Here is a 19532-nt window from a genome sequence, read left to right as displayed (position 1 = left end):
GGCTACGGGCCGCCCCTGGAAATCCACGCCCCTACCGTCACGCAGGGGCATAGCGAGCCTCGACGTGATCCCGGCCCTGAGCGCGGCGGCCGCGGCGACGCAAAGGAGATGGGTCAGCTCTTCGTGGAGCGCCGGGGACGACGGGCTGGTGACCGTGTGCGGGCAGCGCGGGATCCGGCTCGTCCACCGTCGCACGGCGGGGTGCATCAAGCCCTCGGCGACCGCCGGGTGTCCGCGCGGTCGGCTCGTACGCGACGTTCACGGGCCGCCTGCACGTCGAACGACCCACCGCTGCGTCCCGTCGCGAACGTTCCGGCGCGACGGAGGGGCCGTATCCACCGTTCGGCAGACTCAGGTCTTGGCGACGACCTCGGCGCGCAGCACTGAGTAGATGACCATGTCGTGCCATGTTCCGGCACGGAAACAGGCGCCGCGCAGGACGCCTTCGCGAGTGAAGCCTGCCCACTCCAGGGCGTGCTGCTCGGCGATGTTCGACACCTCGGTGCATGCCTCGATCCGGTTGACCTTGGTGTGGGCGAACAAATATTCGACGAGCTGGCGCTGGGCCCGCTTGCCGTAGCCCTTGCCGCGTTCGGCGGTGAGCAAGGAAATGCCGATGTTCCAGCAAGGTGACGCCGGGCCCTGAAGTACCTCATGCCACTGCACCTCACCGACGAATCGGTCGTCGTCTCCGGCGATCGTCAAACGTCCGCCTTGAGCGGTGAGGAAACCGTGCTCGGCCCACTGCCGGCGGAGTTGCCCCGGGTTGCGGTAGCCGAAGAAGCCGAGGTCTCCGAGCTCGGCACGGTCCTCGTGGAGACGCTCGAACAGGTCGAGGTCCTTCTCGGAGACAGGGCGCAGTCGAACATGATCATGATGGGGCATGCGGTCCAGGGTAGTGGTCGGCATACGCGCAGCCGAATGTGCCCACCTGAGGGCTGTCCCGCAAGTGATCCCCACGGCCGTCCCCGGCGGACGGTGTCGGCCTCCGTGTCTCGCAGTACGGATACCGGCTTCGCGAACCGGCGCGGCTTCCATCCGTCCGAGGGCGACGGCGGGCCGCTGCCGCCGGGGCGCCGGCAGGAGGTCGGCGGATCGTCGGTGACACGGTCCGCGGGATCGCAACCGCTCTCTCCCGGTGTGTTCTGCCAAGGGCGCGGTCGTGGAGCAAGGTTCGCAGGTTTACGGCCTTGTCGGCGTCGCGGAGCGAAAGTTGACGTGCCGCCCCCAGAATGATCTCCCGGGGATAAGGTCGGTGCCGGCGTACTCGCGGTCGGCTGGGGGGACTTGGCGGTGGTTGGAGAGGCCCGTAAGAATGACGGTCGGCTCCCGGCGCTGTCCGCGCCACGGTTCGTCGGCCGGGACGGTGAGCTGAATACGCTCCGGTCGGCGCTCGAACGTACCCCCGTGGTCGTTCTGGTCGACGGTGAGGCGGGCATCGGCAAGACCCGTCTGCTGCGGGAGTTCCTGGCGTCCGAGGCGGAGCGGGGGCGGCGCGCCCTGGTCGGTGCCTGCCTGGAATTGCGGGTGCCGTACACGCTCGGCGCGGTGGTGGACGCGGTGCGCGACGGCGTTGACAACGTTGCCGGGCTGCGACTGAGCGGTCTGGGCGGGGCCCTGCGGCCTCTGTTCCCCGAGTGGGCCGACGAGTTGCCTCCGGCGCCGGAGGCGCTGGAGGACGCCACCTCTGCCCGGCACCGGCTGTTCCGTGCGTTCGCCGAGGTCCTCGGCCGGCTCGACGTGGCCCTTCTCGCACTGGAAGACGTCCACTGGGCCGACGAGGCGACCCTCGAGTTCCTGCTGTTCCTCGTCTCCCGCCGACCGCAACCGGTGAGCTTGGTGCTCACCTTCCGGCGGGACGAAGTGCCTTCGGCGTCCCTGCTGTTGCGGCTGGCCTCCCGGCTCCCGTCCGACGCCCACCTGGTCAGGTTGACGCCGGGACCGCTGGATGTCGCCGAGACCGTCTCCTTCGTCTCGTCGATGCTGGGCGGCGGCTACGTGTCGAAGGAGTTCGCTGGATTTCTGCACGCACGCACCGAGGGCGTACCGCTGGCGGTGGAGGAATCCGTGCGGTTGATGCACGACCGGGCCGATCTGATCCGTCGGGACGGCGGCTGGGCGCGGCGGCGGCTGGAGCGCATCGAGGTTCCGCCCACGATCCGCGACGCCATGCTCGAACGCGTCCAACGGCTCCACCCAGACACCCGCACCGTCCTCTACGCGGCCGCCGTGCTCTCCGGTCCGGTCGACTTCGCGACCCTGCGCGCGGTCACCGGTCTGTCGGAAGAGCGCTTCGCGGCGCAGGCGGCCGAGGCGCTCGGCAACGGCCTGCTGCGTGAGGACAGGGCTGGACAGTGGTCGTTCCGGCATTCGCTGGCCTGCGACGCCGTGTACGACGCCATCCCGGCCGGGGAGCGACGGGCCACGCACCTGCGGGCGGGCCGGGTGTTGGAGCGGTGGCCGCTGGCCCCCGTGGCGCAGTTGGCACGGCACTTCCGGCTGGCCGGTGACGTCGAGGCCGCGTGCCGGTACACCGAGGCGGCGGCCGACCTGTGTGTCCAGTCCGGGGACGTGGCCACCTCGGCGCTGCTGCTGCACAGCCTGGTCGCCACCGTCCCGCTCCCGGCCGGGGTACTCGTAGGTCTGGTGACGAAGATCCAGTTCCAGGCGCTGTCCGGTTCCGACCCCTACTCGGCGATCACCGAGGCGCTGCGTTCGGCTCTCGCCGGTCAGGCCCTCACGCCCCTGGAGCGGGCGTTGGTCCGCTTCCAGGTCGGCCGGGTCCTCATGGTGGCGGGCGAGATCGAGGCGGGCCGCCGCGAGATCCTCACGGCGTTGCCCCATCTGTCGCCGGGGTCGGCGGAGACGGCGCGCGCCCGTGTTCTGCTGGCTCTGCCTCTGGGGAACGCGCGTCCGGTCTCGGAGCACCTGAGATGGCTCCAGGAGGCGCCGCCGCTGACGCAGCCCGTGGCTTCCCTGGACCGGCTGCGCCTGTCCGTGGAGCGTGCGTTCGCGCTGCTCATGCTGGGCGAGGAGGCCGGATGGGCGGCGGCTCTCGAGATCCCGGACGACGTTCTGGATCCGCAGGAGGCGTCCATCGTCGCGATAGGGCATACGAACGTCGGTGAGGAGGCGACGCGTTGGGGACGTTACGACGAGGCCCGGACACGACTGGCCAAGGCCCGGACCCTCGCCGAGCGCCATCAACTCCTTGACTACCTCGACAGCATCGCCTCCTCCCGGGCACACCTCGACTGGTTCACCGGCGCCTGGTCGGGACTCGCGGAGCGGACGGCGCGTCTGGTGGACGACGACGGTGGGGTACGGCTCAAGGACCGGTGCGAGGCATCCCTCGTGGCGGGGTTGCTCCAGGCCGCCTCGGGAGACCGGGAGGCGGCGAAGGAGAGGCTGCGTTTCGCGGGCGACGACGACCAGCAGCGCATCGAGGCCGCGGCCGCGCTGGCCCAGTTGTGCCTGGGCGACGGCGACGTCGAGGAGGCACTGCGTCTGACGGACCAGCTCGCCGGGACGGTCGTCGGCGGCGGACTGTGGTCCCGTGCCGTCGAGTTCGCCCCGGCGCGCACCGCGGCCCTGGTCGCCGCCGGCCGCATCGGACCTGCCACCGACGTGGTGAACGCTCTCGAAGGGGCCTTGGGCGACAGGGACGCACCTGCGCCACAGGCGTCCCTGATCCTCTGCCGCGCGATCCTGGCGGAAGTCGACGGCCGTCTCACGGATGCCGCCGCCTTGTTCGTCCGCGCGGCCGGTGCGTGGGAGGCGCTGCCGCGCCCGTACGACGCGCTGCTCGCCCGTGAGCGCTCCGCCCGCTGTCTGCTGGCGCAAGGCCGGGACGAGGCCGGGCTGCCTCTGCTGTCGAGTGTGGCGCAGGCCCTGACGGAACTCGGTGCCCGCAACGACGCCGGGCGGATCAGCCTGTTTCTCGCCGGACGGGGAGGGGACGTCCTCGCGGTGACGCGCGGCCGCGGGCGTCCCGGTTACGGCAACAGGCTCTCGCCGCGCGAGCTGGAGGTGGCCCGGCTGCTGGTCGAAGGGCTCACCAACCGGCAGATCGCCGACACTCTCGTGGTGTCGGTGCAGACGATCGCCAGCCAGGTGAAGTCGGCGATGCGCAAGCTGGACGTGACCTCGCGCACGGCACTCGCGGTCAGGGTCGTCGAGTCGGGTCTCGTCGTCGGGCAGCCCCAACGGACCTTGTACGACGAGTGAATTCCGCCCGCTGTGAGAAGGACGAAGAAAAGTCGGGGACCGGGGGGCGGGATTAAATCCCGCATCTGACCGATCGTGCCAGGAGCCGGTCGGAACGCACACTCGTCGCCATGCTGCCCGCTGAGCCGACACCCGCGTCCGAAGAGGACCCGCCCGACCCGGAACCCCGTCCTCAGGACGAACCGGTGCCGGTCGGACCCCCGCCCGGCCCGGCGGGCGCCGCCACTGTTCGCAGCGGTGAGGCCGGCGCCGACGACGTCGCCGAGTACGAACCGCTCTAGCGCGGAAACCCGGGGTGCCAGGCGCCGCTCGACCCACTCCGCCGGCGGGGACGGCGTCCTCGTACACACGACGAGCCCGCTCACTGACGCACCGAGGATCCGCACGCCAAACCCTTCCCCTGTTTCCCCGTCATCCCTCTCACAGGAGACTCATAGATGAAGTCCAGCGCACGAACGCGCATCGGTAGACGCTGGGGCGCGGTGACCGTCGGTCTGACCGTCTTCGGCATGCTCGTGTCGACGACGACGGCCCACGCCACCGAGCCGGTCCGGAAGTCGCCGGCATCCGCCGTCCCACAGACGAAGAGCCCGAAAGCGGTCACCGACGACCTGGCGCGGACCGTCGCCGGGTCCGGTGGGTCCGTCCCGGTCACGCTGATCACCGGCGACAAGCTGCACGTCGGTGTCGACAAGGACGGCAAGCCGGTCGTCCGCGACACCGAGAGCGCGCCACGGGCCGACGGACTGCCCGTCGTGTTCCACACCCTCACCCGCCAGGGCAAGGCGTACGTCGTGCCGGACGACGCACTCGCGCTGGTCGCCAAGGGGCTGCTGGACTGGAGTCTCTTCGACCTGAGCCAGCTGGTGACGCTCGTCGCGGCGGGCAAGGGCGACACGGTGCCGGTGCTCGTCACCTACACCGACACGGTCGACAGGACACGCAAGGTGGCCGGCGCGTCCGGCGGCCGGAACCTTCCGAGCATCAACGGCCGCTCGATGAACATCGCCGACGGCGGACGGTGGTGGCACGACGTCCGGGGCAAGACGGCTTCCACGCCGGCCACCGCCCGCTCGACCGGTTCCCTGGCCGGAGTCAAGAAGGTCTGGCTCAACGGCCTGGCCCACGTCGACCTCGAACAGTCCGTACCGCAGATCGGCGCGCCTGTCGCCTGGGAACGCGGCTACGACGGCAGCGGCGTGACCGTGGCGGTCCTGGACACCGGTATCGACGCCACCCACCCGGACGTGTCCGCGAGCATCGTCGGACAGGTCGACTTCACCGGCAGTGCCACGGGCGCCAAGGACGGGCACGGTCACGGTACCCACGTGGCGTCCACGGTCCTGGGCAGCGGAGCCGCGTCCAAAGGGCTGCGCAAGGGAGTGGCACCCGGCGCGAAGCTGCTGGTGGGCAAGGTCTGCGACGACGCGGGGCAGTGCCCCGACGACGGGATCATCGCGGCCATGGACTGGGCGGCCCACTCGGGGGCCAAGATCGTCAACCTGAGCCTGGGCGGTGACCCCACGGATGGCACGGACCCGATGAGCCAGGCGCTCAACGAGCTCAGCCGTGCCACCGGAACCCTGTTCGTGGTCGCGGCCGGGAACTCCGGTTTCATCGCCCAGAAGGTCGTCGCCCCGGGCTCCGCCGACGACGCCCTGACCGTGGCGGCCGTCGACAAGAGCGACGCTATGGCGTCCTTCTCCAACCGCGGGCCCCGTATCGGGGACGGCGCCGCCAAGCCCGACATCGCGGCGCCCGGCGTCGACATCGTCGCGGCACGCGCCGCCGGCACGACCATGGGCACGCCGGTGGATCAGTACTACACCACGGCCAGCGGCACCTCGATGGCGACGCCCCATGTGGCAGGCGCCGCGGCCATCGTCGCCCAGCAACATCCGGAGCTGACCGGCCGGCAGATCAAGACCCTGCTGATGGACACCTCGGCCGACCTCGGGCACGACCTGTACGCCCAGGGCGCCGGCCGGGTTGACCTCGCGGCCGCGACCAACCCGCGGGTCGTCCCGAAGGGGAATCTGAACTTCGGCCGGCTGGCCCACCCGCACGCGCCGGTGACGAAGAAGATCACCTACACCAACCACGGCGACGAGCCGGTCACGCTGCACCTCGCGACGCCGGTCTCCTTCGCCGACGGCCGGCCCGCCGCGGCAGGCATGTTCACCCTCGACAGGGACAAGGTCGTCGTTCCCGCAGGCGGATCCGCCGAGGTGGCGGTGACACTCGACGGCAGCGTGCTCGGGACCGACGGCGCCTACGGCGGCTACAACGGGCTGCTCAACGCGCGGGACGATTCCGGCGCGATACAGCTGAGTTCGGGCATCCACACCTTCCTCGAAGCCCAGAAGTTCCCGTTGACCGTGAACGTCGTCCTCCCGGCCGGTGCCACCGACGTGCACTACGGCACCGCCACGTTCACGCCGGTCGACGATCAGGTACACCTGCACGCGGGCCCGACCTTGGAAACCGGCGCAGGCACCGTGACCGAACAGCTCTTCCGCGGAACCTACGCGGCGCAGATACCGGTCACCTGGCGCGACGCGGCCGGCGAGTGGCAGCAGGCGCAGCCGATGGCACCGGAGATCGGCCTCACCAAGGCCACGACAGTCACGCTCGACCTGCGCAAGGCCAAACGGCTGAGCGTGCAGTATCCGGAATCCACCGAAACCTACATGGTGGCCGATTCCGTCAACCGGGTCTCGGCGACCGGGCAATGGACAGCGGGCACGGTGGTCTCGCTCGGCTACAACGCGAGGGAGGCGAACTGGTGGGTGCTGCCCACGGGCAAGGTGAGTACCGGCACCTTCACCCACGACCTCTACAGCTCGCGGACGACTCCCGTGGTCAGCATGCGGACTGTCGGCCGCGGGGTCCCCACCAGCCTGTCCGCCCGCTACGGGACCCCGGACGCCACACTGAGCGAGACGCAGATGTGGCTGAACGACGACGGTGATCCAAGCTTCCGCGAAGCCTCGATCCCGGTTCCCCGGCTGCCGGTCAAGGGACATCTGCCGGTGGTCGACGCGGGCACCGGTTCCGCCGCCGACCTCGCGAACGTCGACGTCAAGGGCAAGCTCGTACTCCTGACACCGACCGACATCTGTCAGGCGTCCTGCGACTTCCCAAGGCTCCGCGACGAGCGGGTGGCGGCCGCCGCCGGCGCCGGTGCCGTCGGTGTACTGGTCGCGGCACCGGATCTCACCTCGCTGGGCCGTCCCACGGATCTCGACCAGTGCGCGGACGGGCCGAAGAGCTGTCCGGCCATCCAGTCCTACGGGCCCCTGCCCATCGTGACGGTGCCCTATGCCCAGGCCGAGAGCCTGATCAAGCGGATCAAATCCGACCGGTCGCCTGTCGAGGTCACTCTCGGCGGCAGTGCCGTGCCGAGGGTGTACGCCGCCAGGTACCACGACGAGGGACAGATCAAGCCGGACACCTACCGGGTCGCGAAGGACGAACTCGACCGGGTCGACCTGCACTTCCACGCGGCACGGCCCGGCGACGTCCACCAGTTGGCCTGGATGCAGTTCCTCCGGACCACCCCCGTCGCGTCGCAGGTCACTCTGCCGCGACTCGCCACCCAGCAGACCCTCACCACCTTCGTCAAGCGGCAGAGCGACGCGATCAGCCGGTTCACCGCGTCCTGGGCCGAACGGGGAGCGGACTCCTTCCTGACGCACAACCGCTCCGAGGCGAACGACCTGGTCCTCGGCGGCAAGGACGACATCCACTGGAACGCGGGACCCTCCGTGCCGGGGGCCGTTCCCCAGGTGCGGACCAAGTCCGGCTTCTCGGTCGGGGCCGGACCGTGCGCGGGCTGCCGACAGGGCGACACCTTCTACCCCACCATCTACCTGACGGACAGCGGCGGCGGCCGCCAGGCCCTGATCGGCATCGTCGACGACGAAATGATCACGCACGACTTCACGGACATCCCGGCGTGCGGGCCCACTCCGTCGTCCACCTTGCCGAACCTCGACTACACCTGCGACTTCGACCTGCTGAACGCGTCCGGTCACGAGATCGAGCGTCGCACGGAGCATCTCCCCGACCAGAGCTACCTCACCCAGTGACGGCACTCGGACCCGCTAAGGAGACCAACACGATGAACACCGGGATGCCTTCGGCACGGCGCCGCAGAGGACTCGTCATGGTGCTCGCATCCGCGGTGATGCTGGCCCTGGCCGGCTGCAACGGTGGTGACCTCATCTCCTACGACCTGCCGGCGAAGTCGGCCCGGTACACGTTCGAGGCGAAGACCGACGACGTCAAGACGGTCTGGGAGTACACCTCGGCCGAAGCGACCAAGGACGACGCCCCCGAACTGAGCCCGTGCATGGGTGACGTGACCGGCAGCAACAAGGCGGCCTGCCGCCCGGAACCGCTGATCTTCCTGCGGTACGACTTCGGCCTGGCCCTGGACAACACCGTCAAGGCGGGGGAGGACCACGACATCACCGTCGTCGGCTACTACCAGCCACGCCTCACCGCCCTGCCCAAGGTGACCTCCCTGAAGGCGGAGACCACCTTCGACGGGGGCAGCACCTGGCACCGGGCCACCACGAGAACGACCGGGAAGAACACCTTCACCACGACGGTCCGGAACCCGCGGCGGGACCAGGCCGCCAAGGGCATCGGACTGAGAATCAGCGCGACCGACAGCCAGGGCAACACCGTCAGGCAGACCATTCCCACGGCGTACACGCTGCGCTGACGGCACCCGCCGGACATGCCTGACAGGACGGGGCGAGACCGGGTCTCGCCCCGTCCGCGTGTCCCGGCCCGGACGCACGCGGGGTCCGATGGGCGCGCGGTCCGTACCGCAAGGCATCGGACCGCGCGACGAACAGGACCGCGACGTCCTGAAGAAGACCTTCAACGGCCCGTGGCACCCGTTGCGCGCGTGCGGGATCGCCGGCGCCGCGTCGTGTCGGCCACCCCTTCTCTCAGGCTCGATCGTTCAGCACACACATCGGATGTATTTGAGGTAGTTCCCTTGACATGCTCTCGCCTGAGCGGCCACTGTGTGCTGCGCCTGCTCGTGCATCTTCCCGCTCACTTACCCGCATGCGTGGCGTATCGCGCGCATTAGGAGCGATCATGCTGCAACGGCACCACAGATCTCGGCCTGTGAGAATGATCCGATCATTAGCTGGGGTAGCGGCAGCGTTCCTCACGGCCGGACTCCTCGTCCCCACGGCCGCGCGGCCGGCCTCGGCCGCGGCCGCCACCGCGACGACCGCCTGGCAGAACGGCGGTTTCCACGTCGACACACCGAACGTGGTCCGCCGCTCCGACATCGTGCTCGGCAAGCCGAACCCGGCCGGTGCCCAGTCGCTGCCCCTGGGGAACGGCTCGCTCGGCACCGCGGTGTGGGCCGCGAACGGATTCACCGCGCAGCTCAACCGCTCCGACACACTGCCGGGCCGCAAGTCGCCCGGGCAGGTGACCATTCCCGGCCTCTCGAAACTGACCGGTGCCGCGGATTTCAAGGGCTACCTGGACCTGTACACCGGGGTGCTGAACGAGTCCGGCGGCGGTATGACGCTCAAGGCGTGGGTGTCGGCCACGAAGGACGAACTGGTGGTGGACGTCACCGGCGCCGATCCCAACGCCGCACAGTCCGCCACGGTCAGCCTGTGGTCCGGGCGCAGCCCACAGGCGGCGGCCTCGGGGGCGATCGGCACGCTGGCCGAGACGTGGGCGGACAATCAGGAAGCCGGCAGCTCCGGGCGGACCTTCGGATCACTGGCCGCACTGAGCGCGGGCGGCCGGGGCGTCGCGGCGCAGGTCGTCAACAGCACGCAGGTGAAGGTGAACTTCACACCCAACGCCGACGGATCCTTCCGGGTGATCGCGGGCGCACCCACGTGGACCGGCGGCAACGCGGGCAGCACCGCCTCCGCGCTGCTCGGCTCGGACACCGGCGCCGCCGAATCCTCCCTGCTGTCCACCCAGCAGTCCTGGTGGGCGAACTACTGGGCCAACAGCGGAATGCTGGAGGCGAACTCCCCTGACGGCCAGGCCCAGTACATGGAGTCGCTGCGCACGATCTACCTGTTCATGGAGGCCGCGTCCATGCGAGGCGCCATCCCCGGCAGCCAGGCCGGGGTCGCCGACATGTTCAACTTCGGCCAGGACCACCAGAACTGGACGCCGTCGGCGACATGGCTGTGGAATCTGCGCACGCAGATCTCGGCGAACATGAGCAGTGGCAACTTCGCCCTCAACATCCCGATCTTCAATCTCTACCAGAACAACCTGCCGGCCATCGAGGCCTGGACGAAGCAGCAGATGGGCGGTCTCGCGGGGGCCTGCGTCCCGGAGGTCATGCGGTTCAACGGCAACGGCGGCGACCCGTCGCCCGGTGCCAACGCGGCCTGCAGCCGGCCCGGCAGCCCCAATTGGAACGCCCTCGATGTCACCTCGGGCGCGGAGATCGGCCTCTACGTGTGGCAGCAGTACCAAGACACCGACGACTTGAACTTCCTGCGCACGTACTATCCGCTGATGCGGGAGTCGGCGACCTTCCTGCTGGCCTACCAGAAGGTGGGATCCGACGGAAAGCTGCACGCGGTGGCGAACGCGCACGAGACACAGTGGGCGGTGCAGGACCCGACAACCGACCTGGCCGCCGATGCCGCGCTGTTCCCCGCCGTGGTCAGCGCCGCGAAACTGCTGAACACCGACACCTCCCTGCAGTCTCAACTCACCACCGCCCTCGGGCAGATCCCGCCATGGGCACGCACCGACTACGCCCACACCCAGGTCCTGCCGCCGTCGGCGGATTCCTCCAACAACGACGTCATCGCCTGGTCCTACCAGCCCACCGCGACGATCAGGAACGGCGAGAACATCGACCTGGAGCCGGTGTGGCCGTACAACCTGATCACGGACGACCCTGGCGCGCCGCACGACCTCGGGGTACGCACGTACAACCACCGTGTGTTCTACGGTGCGGGCAACGACTGGAACATGGACGCGATCGATGCGGCCCGCCTCGGTATGGCCAGTGAGGTCGCCTCCCGGCTGGTCGCCATCACTCAGGCCCACCAGGTGTACATCAACGGCCTGTCCGACCTTGGCAGCACCGTCGGCACCGAGGGGTACATCGAGCAGGTCTCCGGAGTGGCCACCGCGCTCGACGAGGCACTCGTGCAGGACTACGACGGCACCCTCCGGATCGCCCCGGCGTGGCCGGCCGGCTGGGACGTCAGTGGCAGCGTTGCGGTGCAGGGCAACACCAGGGTGAACGTACAGGTGCAGGGCGGCACCCCGGTCACCGTGGCCATCCAGGCCGGTTCATCACGGACCATGAAGGTCCGCAACCCCTGGCCCGGCAGAGCGGTTCAGGTCGTCAACGGCTCCAGCAACGCGGTGGTGGTCTCCTCCACGACCGCCGGTACCTTCAACGTGCCGGTCGTCTCCGGCCAGCCCTACTTGGTCGAGCAGGTCGCAGCCCCCACCACGGCTCTGCCCTTCGCGCAGGTATCCGGGTCCCCGGCGACCACCGCCAGACACCTGGGCACCGTACAGATCGGCATCGACGGCAGCGGCGGCACGCCCGGCGGCGGCTCCGTGGTCTCCTTCAAAGCGCACGCCAACGGCGACTACGTCACCGCGGACAACGCCGGCGCCGATCCGCTGATCGCCAACCGTACCGCGATCGGTCCCTGGGACCAGTTCGACCTGATCGACCAGGGCAACGGCTCCGTCGCGCTCCGCGCTCACGCCAACGACAAGTACGTCACCGCTGACAACGCCGGCGCCGACCCACTGCTGGCCAAGGTGGACGCCGTCGGTAGCTGGGAGCAATTCCAGCTCATCCACAACGGCGACGGCAGTATCAGCCTCAAGTCCGTGGTCAACGGCGACTACGTCACCGCCGAGAACGCCGGCGCCGATCCGCTGATCGCCAACCGCAGCGCGATCGGTCCCTGGGAGGAGTTCGACCTGATCAACGGCTGACCGCGGCGCCTGCCCGCCGCGCACGCGCTCCGGTGAGGGCGGCGAGGCCGCCCCGGGCCGAGTGCGGGGGCGCCTGTTGCCCAGGTGCGCGTTCACGGAGCGGCCCGGTGTCGACCGGGTGTCCATCGAACGGACTCTCAGAGGGCTTGCTCGCTGCCCCGCGCACCTGGGCAACAGGCGCCCCCACTCGTCGCCGGTCTGCGGCCGTACGCCGGATGGCTTGCCGGTGTCGGGCCGCCCGGTGAACGTGCCGTTCGGCGACACGGTGGGAAGCTGGTGCGTACAGGGCAGAACTGTGGGAACGTAGATATATCTGGCCCGCCGCGATCCCCCCTCGCGACGGGCCAGGTGCGGTGCACGGCCGGCTGGAGACGGTGGGCAGTGAGGGCAGGGGCAGATGAGGTGGCGAGTTCGGTGGCCCGTCGGCTGTCAGGGGCCCAGATTGTGGTGACGACAGAGGTGCGGGCCCCCGCTGCGGCGTGCTGTGCGAGCACGCCGCCGGCCAACAGGCTCCCGTCGTCGGGGTGCGCGAACACCCCGAGCACCGACGGCAGGACGGACGGGGTGGCTGGGGAAGTGGGTGTCGTCATGGGCGGGGGCCCAGCCTCACTTACGAGAAGGTGGCGCTGAGGTCGATATCGGGCGCGGTGGCCGACGAGGCGGATCCGCTGGGCACATGAAGCCCAGGACAGCCATGACGTCCATCCCCAACTCGGCTCCCACCTCGCTCGTCGCGGTCAGTACGACGTTCCTCCGGAGACGGCCGAAGGCTTCAGACCGTTGTGGCGGACCTCAGGGTCTTGCGATGAGCCCGGTTGGTGGCCATCAGGACGTCGAGGGACTCCCGGGTGCGGACGAGTTCGGCGATGTGCTCGTCGAGGCGGTCGCGCTCCTCGGCCATGCGTTCCAGTGCGGCGTCGGAGGCTTCCTCGCTGGGGGAGTCGACACAGGGCAGGAGTTCGGCGATGGTCCGGCTGGACAGTCCCGCGGCGTACATCCGCTGAAGGAACGTCACCCGCTCGACCGCGTCCTCCGTGTAGTGCCGCTGTCCGCTCGCGCTGCGCGTGCTGAACAGCAGGTCCTGTTCCTCGTAGTAGCGCAGGGACCGGACGCTGACTCCGGACCGTGCGGCGAGCTCTCCGATGCGCATGCCACCCCTCCCGGCTGTGATCCGGAGCACAACCCTTGCCTCTGACGTCAATGTCAGGTTTTAGCGTAGCCGAAGAGCGCGACCCGGTCACCGGGAGCGACGGAACACCTGCATGACGCGAGGGAGACACGACGTGACGACGCTTTTCACCGGATACCGGCTCGGCGATCTGGCGATGCCCAACCGAGTGGTGATGGCCCCGATGACCCGCGTACGGGCTGCCGAAGGGGGTCTGGCGACGCCGTCGATGGCACGCTATTACGCCCAGCGTGCCTCGGCCGGTCTGATCGTCACCGAGGGGGTGCAGCCGAGCTTGATCGGTCAGTCGAACCCGGGCACCCCAGGACTGCACACCGACGAACAGGTGGCCTCATGGCGTCCCGTGACCGACGCGGTGCACACCAACGGCGGGCGGATTTTCGCCCAGATCATGCACGGCGGGCGGGTGTCGCACCCTGACACCACCGGGATGCGGCCCATCGGGCCCTCGGCCGTGCCCGCCGTCGGCGAGGTGTTCACGCCCATCGGGCCCCAGCCCGCCCCGACGCCGCGGGCCCTGGACACCGCGGAGGTGCCCGAGCACGTCCAGTCGTACGCCGAGGCCGCACGCCGCGCCCTCGACGCGGGGTTCGACGGTGTCGAACTGCACGGCGCCAACGGCTACTTGATCTCCCAGTTCCTGTCGTCGAACGCCAACCTCCGCACCGACCGGTACGGAGGCTCGCCGGCCAACCGGATCCGGTTCGCCGTCGAGGCCGCCGCGGCGACCGCCGACGCCATCGGCGCCGACCGGACCGGAATCCGCCTGTCTCCGAACGGCCCCTTCTGGGGCGTCGAGGAATCCGATGTCCCCGATCTCTACGGCGCGCTCCTGCAGGAGTTGTCCCGCATCGGACTCGCCTATGTCCATCTCGAGGCGACGACCGACGAAGAGACGCTGCTCGGCATGCGCCGCACCTGGCCGAACGCCCTGGTGATGAACCCTGTGCTACCGATGGGCCCCAAGCAGACCGGCCGCACCGAAGCGGACCACTGGCTCGGCCTCGGCGCCGACCTCATCAGCTTCGGCCGTGCCTTCATCGCCAATCCCGATCTGGTGGAACGCCTGCGTACGGGCCTGCCGATCGCTCCCGCCGATGAGTCGACGTACTTCCAGGGCGGCGACAACGGCTACCTCACGTACGCGGCGTACCAGCACGCCGCCTGAGGTCCCGTCCCGCGCAGTGCGCAACGCGGACAGGCAGCGCGGACACGTCCCGTCCGCGCCCGAAGGGCTGGTTCCGGAGGTGGTGACCGGAACCAGCCCTCAGCCGTCAGCTTCCGCCGTGCCTCACTGCCCGAAGCCGTAGGCGAACAGGTGGACAGTGCCGGTGGAACCCGTCACCGGAAGGGTGATCGACGCCACCTGCTTGGACACGTCGAGGGGGACCTTCGTCGAGAAGACGTACGTCTTCACGCTGTCCCGACCTCCGCTCGCCGTGTTCCGGTAAGCCGTCGAGACGGCCGTCGTGTCACCCGGAATCGGCTTGCTGCCGCCTCCGTTGAGCGTCCAGTCGGAGAAGCCGACCGTCGCCCGGGACGTGGTGCCGTCGGTGTACGTGACGGTCAGCGTGCCCGAGACCCCGCTGCCGTCCGTCGGCGCGTTGGCCGCGGAGCCCAGCAGGCCGAGGGACGCACCTGAAGTGCCGGCCGGCATGGGGATGGTCTGGCCGGCCATCTCCAGATTGTCCGGCTGACCGGACGTCACCGTCGGCCAGGTGTAGGAGATGCCGTCGGCCGTGATGGCGGAGCCGTTGGTGACCCCGGCCGCCGACAGGGCGTTCTGCGAGAACGCCCAGCCGCCGCCGTCGAACCCGACCGAGAAGGTTGCCCCGTCGGGGAAGACGCCCTCATTGGTGTCGTAGGGCCACAGCGCGCCGGCCTTCGCAACGGCCACGCGGAGGGCGGCACTGCCCACTGCCGTACCGGTGGTGTGGTCGGTCAGTGCGAAGGTGACCGGGAACGTGCCCTCGTTCGAGCCCGCCGTCACATGGACCTTGGCCTCGGCGCTGCCGGACGCGGCCACCGTCAGTGAGCCGGACGCCGTGTCCAGCGTGACTCCCGAAGGTGCCGTCGCCTTCCAGTCGACCGTGACGGCCTTGCTGCCGAGGTTGGTCAGCTTCAGGGTCCCGTCACCGGAGGCACCGGGCTGGAGGACGAGGCCGTCGCTGGTGGGGCCGGTCGCAGCCAGCACCCGGTCGCCGCCCGTGGTGTCCGACGGCGGTGCCGCGGACGGGTCGGACGCCCACGACTTGTCGGGCTGGGTGCCGAGCGTGAAGTCGAGCGTGCCGGCTCCCGTGAACTGCTGGTACGTCAGCCAGGAGGTGTTCCACGGCTTGCCCTTGACGTCGAGCGACTGCACGTAGGGCGCGTCGGGCGCGGCCTGCGGCGCCTTGATCTGTACCGCCTTGCCGCTTCCGGGGGTCACCTTGGCCACCGGGAAGGCCGGACTGCCGAGCACCAGGGTGTCCGCGCCCGGGGTCTCGGGATACATGCCGAGTGCGGACCAGACGTACCAGGAACTCATCGCGCCGAGGTCGTCGTTGCCGAAGGAACCGACCGGGGCGTTGAAGTACAGCTTCTGCTGGGCGTCGCGGACGGCCGCCTGGGCCTTCCACGGCTCGCCCGTGTACGCGTACTCCCAGGGGATCTCGACGCTGGGCTCATTGCTCAGGTCCGCGTCGGTGCCGCCGGGGTGGGCAACGTTGTCGAGCAGGCTGTCCAGGTAGGACGAGTACGCCTGCGTGCCGCCCCGCGCCTGGATGAGCTGCCGCAGGTTGAACGGGACCATCGGGGTGTACTGCGCCGACGTGCCCTCCACGAAGCCGTTGGAGGTGCCCGGGGTGAATCCGCCCGTGAACTGGCCGTCCTTGTTCTTGCCCTGCATGTACCCGGTCTGGGGATTGAAGACGTTCATCCAGTCCTGTGCGCGGGTGGCGAACTTCGTGTAGACGGACGTCTTGCCCAGTGCCTTCGCGAAGGCGGCGACAGCGTAGTCCGCGGAGTCGTACTCCAGCTGTGTGGAGACCGGCCCGTAGAAGTTGCAGCAGCCGTAGTCGTTCTCGTCCAGCGGGAGGTAGCCCTTCGCGTCCCGCACCGACTCGCCGGGGCGGTCGTTGTTCGGGCTCGTGCCCTCGTGCTGCAGGGCGGCGAGCGCCTTGTCGGTGTCGAAACTCCGTGCGCCGAAGGCGTACGCGTCGGCGATGATGCCGGCGGCCGGGTCGCCGACCATGACGTAGCTCTCACCGTTGTTCGACGCCCACTTGGGGAGCAGGCCCGTCTGGTCATACCCGTTGAGCATCGAGGTGACGACATCGCTGGTCACCTTGGGCTCGACCATCGCCATCAGCTGGGTCTGGGAGCGGTAGGTGTCCCAGCCCGAGTAGTTGGCGTACTGGGCCTGTTGTCCCTTGGCCAGCTTGTGGACCTGATTGTCCATGCCCATGTACTGCCCGTCGGCGTCCGAGAAGACGTTCGGGTGCAGCAGCGCGTGATAAAGCGCGGTGTAGAACTGCGTCTGCTGGTCCGTGGACCCGCCGCCGATCTGGACCTTGTTCAGCACCGCGTTCCAGGCGTCGTGGTTGGCCTGCCCGACGGTGTCGAGGCTCCAGCTCTTGATCTCGCGCGAGAGGTTGTCCGCCGCACCGGTGTCACTCGTGTACGAGATGCCGACCTTCGCGCGCACGGTGGGGTTGGTGGAGGTGTCGAAGGTCAGGTACATCCCGTTCGCACCCGTCGTCGGCGGCTCGGCGCTCGACTTGGCCTTGCCCGAGGGCGACTTGGCGGGTGCGCTGCTCGCGCTCGTCGCCGGGGAGACGGATCGCGCGCCACCACGGGTGCCGTGCACCGTCGGGGACGGCGCGGCGGGAACGGTGAAGTGCTTCTCCTTGAGCGGCTTCGACGGGTGGGCGCGCAGGTCCTGTTGGGCCTTGCCCGCCTTCAGCGAGGTCGCGCTGGGGTTGATGGTGCCGCCGACCCAGGTACCGCTCGCAGTGAACGGCTGGTCGAACTTGATGTCGAAGTGCAGCGAGTACCTGTTGGCGGCGCCACAGAAGTGGCCACTGTCGATCGAACCGCTGATCTCCTTCTTGTTCACCACCTGGACACGGGTCCCGTCCACCTGCGTGGCACCACCGCTGAGCTTGAAGAGCAGGTTGGCCTGCTGACCCGCGGGGAAGGTGAAGGCGCCCAGACCGGCGCGGGTGGTGTCGGTCAGCTGCGTGGTGACCCCGTTCGCGTCGGTCACTTTGTAGGAGCCGATGCCGGCCTTCTCGTCATCGTGGCTGAAGCCCACGGACGTGCCGCCGAGGCTGCCGGACAGCGCTCCGGTGACCGGCAGGACGGGCAGGTCGCCGGCGACGCCGCAGCCGGGCCCGGAGACATGGGTGAGGCTGAAGCCGGAGATCTTGCTGTCGTTGTACTCGTAGCCGCCGCCCGAGGGCCGGTCGGGTGTGGTGTCGGGACCCCACTGCACCATGCCGGCAGGCATGTCGGGGCCGGGGAAGGTGTCCACCGCACCGGAGGTGCCGATGAGGGGGTTGACCAGGGACGCGGGGTCCTTGACGAAGCCCGGTGTCGCGGCACTCGCCGCTTGGGCGCTCCCGATCGAGGGGAGCGGAAGCATGGCGATGCCCAGGACGGACACCACGGCCAGGCGTTGACGGAATCTCTTGCGGTTACGTGGAGCGGCTGAACGTCGGGGTCGTGCCATCTGTTGCCTCCACAGCGGTTCCCACTTCGCACATGAGGTGTCGGCGTGCCGAAGAGCGCACGCCGACGAGCGGCAACGGTGCCGGTCGCGCGGACGGCCTGACAACGTTGCCATGCACGAGAGACGAGTGAACGCGCGTGCCTGCGGGGTGTCAACGAGATCAACAGAACTTTCTGGTACGGCAGTTGACGGTGAGCAACGTCCGGGACATTCATCGCGCGGGCTGATCGGTCCGCTGGAAAGCGCCGAACAGCCCCCAATACCGGCGCCACCTGGCCGACTTCGGCCGCCTGGACTCTTGAGCGGGTTCATCCGACCGGCCTCACCGGGGAGGTGGAATCACGCGCAGTCACCGGGAGACGCGTCAAAGGTTCTGCAAAGTGACCGATGAGCCAGGCCTCAGGTGACCCCTGCGGGCGACACCGGGGGCGGCGAACCGCGTCTCGTGAGCTGCCTCGAGATGCGCGGCGGTCGGTTCGCTCACCTCGGGAGTGATCGCGGTAGTCCGAACCAGGGGAGGACGCTGTTGTCGAAGCGGGTCATGGCACAGATCCGATCGCCTGCGAGGGCGAGGGCGAGGGCGAGGGCGAGGGCGAGGGCGAGGGTGAGGGCGAGGGCGAGGGCGAGGAGGCCGGTCCCGTGACGGATGCCGGTGGGGGTGCTCGTGTAGATTCCGAACGCGGGTTGCCCGTTTGCTCGCGTTCGCACAAGGTCGATCTTCCGGCCCGAGCGGAACAGAAGGTCGCAGAAGCGGGCCACTGCATCCCGGCCCTCGTACTCGATCGGCATCGGCGGCATCGACATGAAATCGTCGTCGATCAGAAGCGCCACCAGCGCGTCGACGTCCGCGCGCTCGTAGAGCCCAAGTGGCGCAACTCGACCATGCTCAAGGGCGAGGTGGTGCGCGAGTTTTGGCGGCTGAAGCAGGAGCGCGACGGTGAGATGGTCGTCTACGGCAGCTATCAGCTCGGGCGCCTGCTGATGGAGCACGGCCTGGTCGACGAGCTGCGGCTGATGGTCTTCCCGGTCGCGCTCGGGACCGGCGAGCGCTTCCTCGGCGAGACCGGCGACAAGAAGCCCAGACGTCTGATCAACTCGCGGACCGTCGGTGACGGCCTCGCCCTCCTCACCTACGAGATGGTCCGAGAGGCCTGAGGCCCGGGCGGGAACGTCGGCTGAGGGAAAGACTTGTTCGGTCGGGCGCCTGCCTCCGCGGAGGCAGGCCCTGGCCGTCGGTCTTTCGCCGTGGCCGTACAGCCGTGGCGGGCTGCTGCGCTGCCTGGAACCAGTGGCTTCCGGAGCCGCCTTCGCTCAGTTCCGTCGGTCCCGTATCAACCAAAGCCGAGGTCGGGCGCCTGACACCGGGCCGGCCGATTTGCGAGGCGGACACGGCAGGGCCCGCCCGGAGACGGCGATTCG

General features: G+C 69.4%; 11 protein-coding genes and 1 pseudogene. 7 read left to right on the top strand and 5 right to left on the bottom strand.

What is annotated here, in order from left to right; translation table 11 throughout:
* Positions 1 to 351 precede the first annotated feature (351 nt).
* Positions 352 to 885, bottom strand: a complete 534-nt coding sequence (locus tag GFH48_RS02045) for a GNAT family N-acetyltransferase (protein ID WP_153286575.1) — start codon at positions 883 to 885, stop codon at positions 352 to 354.
* 408 nt (positions 886 to 1293) lie between these two features.
* Between GFH48_RS02045 and GFH48_RS02040 the strand changes: the two genes are divergently transcribed.
* The 5 genes from GFH48_RS02040 to GFH48_RS02020 all read left to right on the top strand — a co-directional run bounded on the left by GFH48_RS02040 (position 1294) and on the right by GFH48_RS02020 (position 12213).
* Positions 1294 to 4227 carry a helix-turn-helix transcriptional regulator gene (locus tag GFH48_RS02040; RefSeq protein ID WP_194280464.1) on the top strand — a complete coding sequence of 978 codons (2934 nt, stop codon included), beginning with the start codon at positions 1294 to 1296 and terminating at the stop codon, positions 4225 to 4227.
* 110 nt (positions 4228 to 4337) lie between these two features.
* Positions 4338 to 4508: a hypothetical protein gene (locus GFH48_RS02035; protein WP_153286573.1), complete on the top strand. Its 171-nt coding sequence runs from the start codon at positions 4338 to 4340 to the stop codon at positions 4506 to 4508.
* A gap of 156 nt (positions 4509 to 4664) precedes the next feature.
* On the top strand, positions 4665 to 8318 hold the full coding sequence (locus GFH48_RS02030; protein WP_153286572.1) for a S8 family peptidase: 3654 nt from the start codon (positions 4665 to 4667) through the stop codon (positions 8316 to 8318).
* A gap of 77 nt (positions 8319 to 8395) precedes the next feature.
* Positions 8396 to 8959: a hypothetical protein gene (locus GFH48_RS02025; protein WP_153286571.1), complete on the top strand. Its 564-nt coding sequence runs from the start codon at positions 8396 to 8398 to the stop codon at positions 8957 to 8959.
* A 422-nt stretch (positions 8960 to 9381) separates the two neighbouring features.
* Positions 9382 to 12213, top strand: a complete 2832-nt coding sequence (locus GFH48_RS02020; protein WP_153286570.1) for a fascin domain-containing protein — start codon at positions 9382 to 9384, stop codon at positions 12211 to 12213.
* A gap of 404 nt (positions 12214 to 12617) precedes the next feature.
* Here the strand turns inward: GFH48_RS02020 and GFH48_RS38920 are convergent.
* Both GFH48_RS38920 and GFH48_RS02015 read right to left on the bottom strand, forming a co-directional pair.
* Positions 12618 to 12803 (bottom strand): annotated as a pseudogene (locus GFH48_RS38920) (hypothetical protein); the annotation flags it as partial.
* Positions 12804 to 12985: 182 nt separating this feature from the next.
* Positions 12986 to 13363 carry a MerR family transcriptional regulator gene (locus GFH48_RS02015; protein WP_153286569.1) on the bottom strand — a complete coding sequence of 126 codons (378 nt, stop codon included), beginning with the start codon at positions 13361 to 13363 and terminating at the stop codon, positions 12986 to 12988.
* 133 nt (positions 13364 to 13496) lie between these two features.
* Between GFH48_RS02015 and GFH48_RS02010 the strand changes: the two genes are divergently transcribed.
* Positions 13497 to 14570, top strand: a complete 1074-nt coding sequence (locus tag GFH48_RS02010; protein WP_153286568.1) for an alkene reductase — start codon at positions 13497 to 13499, stop codon at positions 14568 to 14570.
* Positions 14571 to 14693: 123 nt separating this feature from the next.
* Here GFH48_RS02010 and GFH48_RS02005 read toward each other — a convergent pair whose 3' ends face one another.
* The gene (locus GFH48_RS02005) at positions 14694 to 18050 is read right to left on the bottom strand and encodes a lectin (protein ID WP_228120271.1); all 3357 of its coding nucleotides are present in this window, start codon (positions 18048 to 18050) and stop codon (positions 14694 to 14696) included.
* A gap of 543 nt (positions 18051 to 18593) precedes the next feature.
* Entirely contained in the window at positions 18594 to 18944 is a 351-nt protein-coding gene (locus GFH48_RS38915) for a sigma-70 family RNA polymerase sigma factor family protein (protein WP_228121470.1), read from the bottom strand.
* On the opposite strand from GFH48_RS38915, the gene GFH48_RS02000 reads away from it, so the two are divergent.
* Complete coding sequence (locus tag GFH48_RS02000; protein ID WP_228121258.1) at positions 18876 to 19268, top strand: dihydrofolate reductase family protein; 393 nt, start codon at positions 18876 to 18878, stop codon at positions 19266 to 19268. The genes GFH48_RS38915 and GFH48_RS02000 overlap by 69 nt on opposite strands.
* Positions 19269 to 19532 lie beyond the last annotated feature (264 nt).

This window comes from Streptomyces fagopyri (genome assembly GCF_009498275.1).
GTDB classification, from domain to species: Bacteria; Actinomycetota; Actinomycetes; order Streptomycetales; family Streptomycetaceae; genus Streptomyces; species Streptomyces fagopyri.
The sequence above is the reverse complement of the archived record's forward strand: the minus strand, read 5'-3'. Positions and strand labels throughout refer to the sequence as shown.

Coding starts and splice junctions, on each gene's coding strand:
- GFH48_RS02045 (WP_153286575.1), bottom strand. CDS start 885: ATGCCCCATCATGATCATGTTCGACTGCGCCCTGTCTCCGAGAAGGAC.
- GFH48_RS02035 (WP_153286573.1), top strand. CDS start 4,338: ATGCTGCCCGCTGAGCCGACACCCGCGTCCGAAGAGGACCCGCCCGAC.
- GFH48_RS02030 (WP_153286572.1), top strand. CDS start 4,665: ATGAAGTCCAGCGCACGAACGCGCATCGGTAGACGCTGGGGCGCGGTG.
- GFH48_RS02025 (WP_153286571.1), top strand. CDS start 8,396: ATGGTGCTCGCATCCGCGGTGATGCTGGCCCTGGCCGGCTGCAACGGT.
- GFH48_RS02020 (WP_153286570.1), top strand. CDS start 9,382: ATGATCCGATCATTAGCTGGGGTAGCGGCAGCGTTCCTCACGGCCGGA.
- GFH48_RS02015 (WP_153286569.1), bottom strand. CDS start 13,363: ATGCGCATCGGAGAGCTCGCCGCACGGTCCGGAGTCAGCGTCCGGTCC.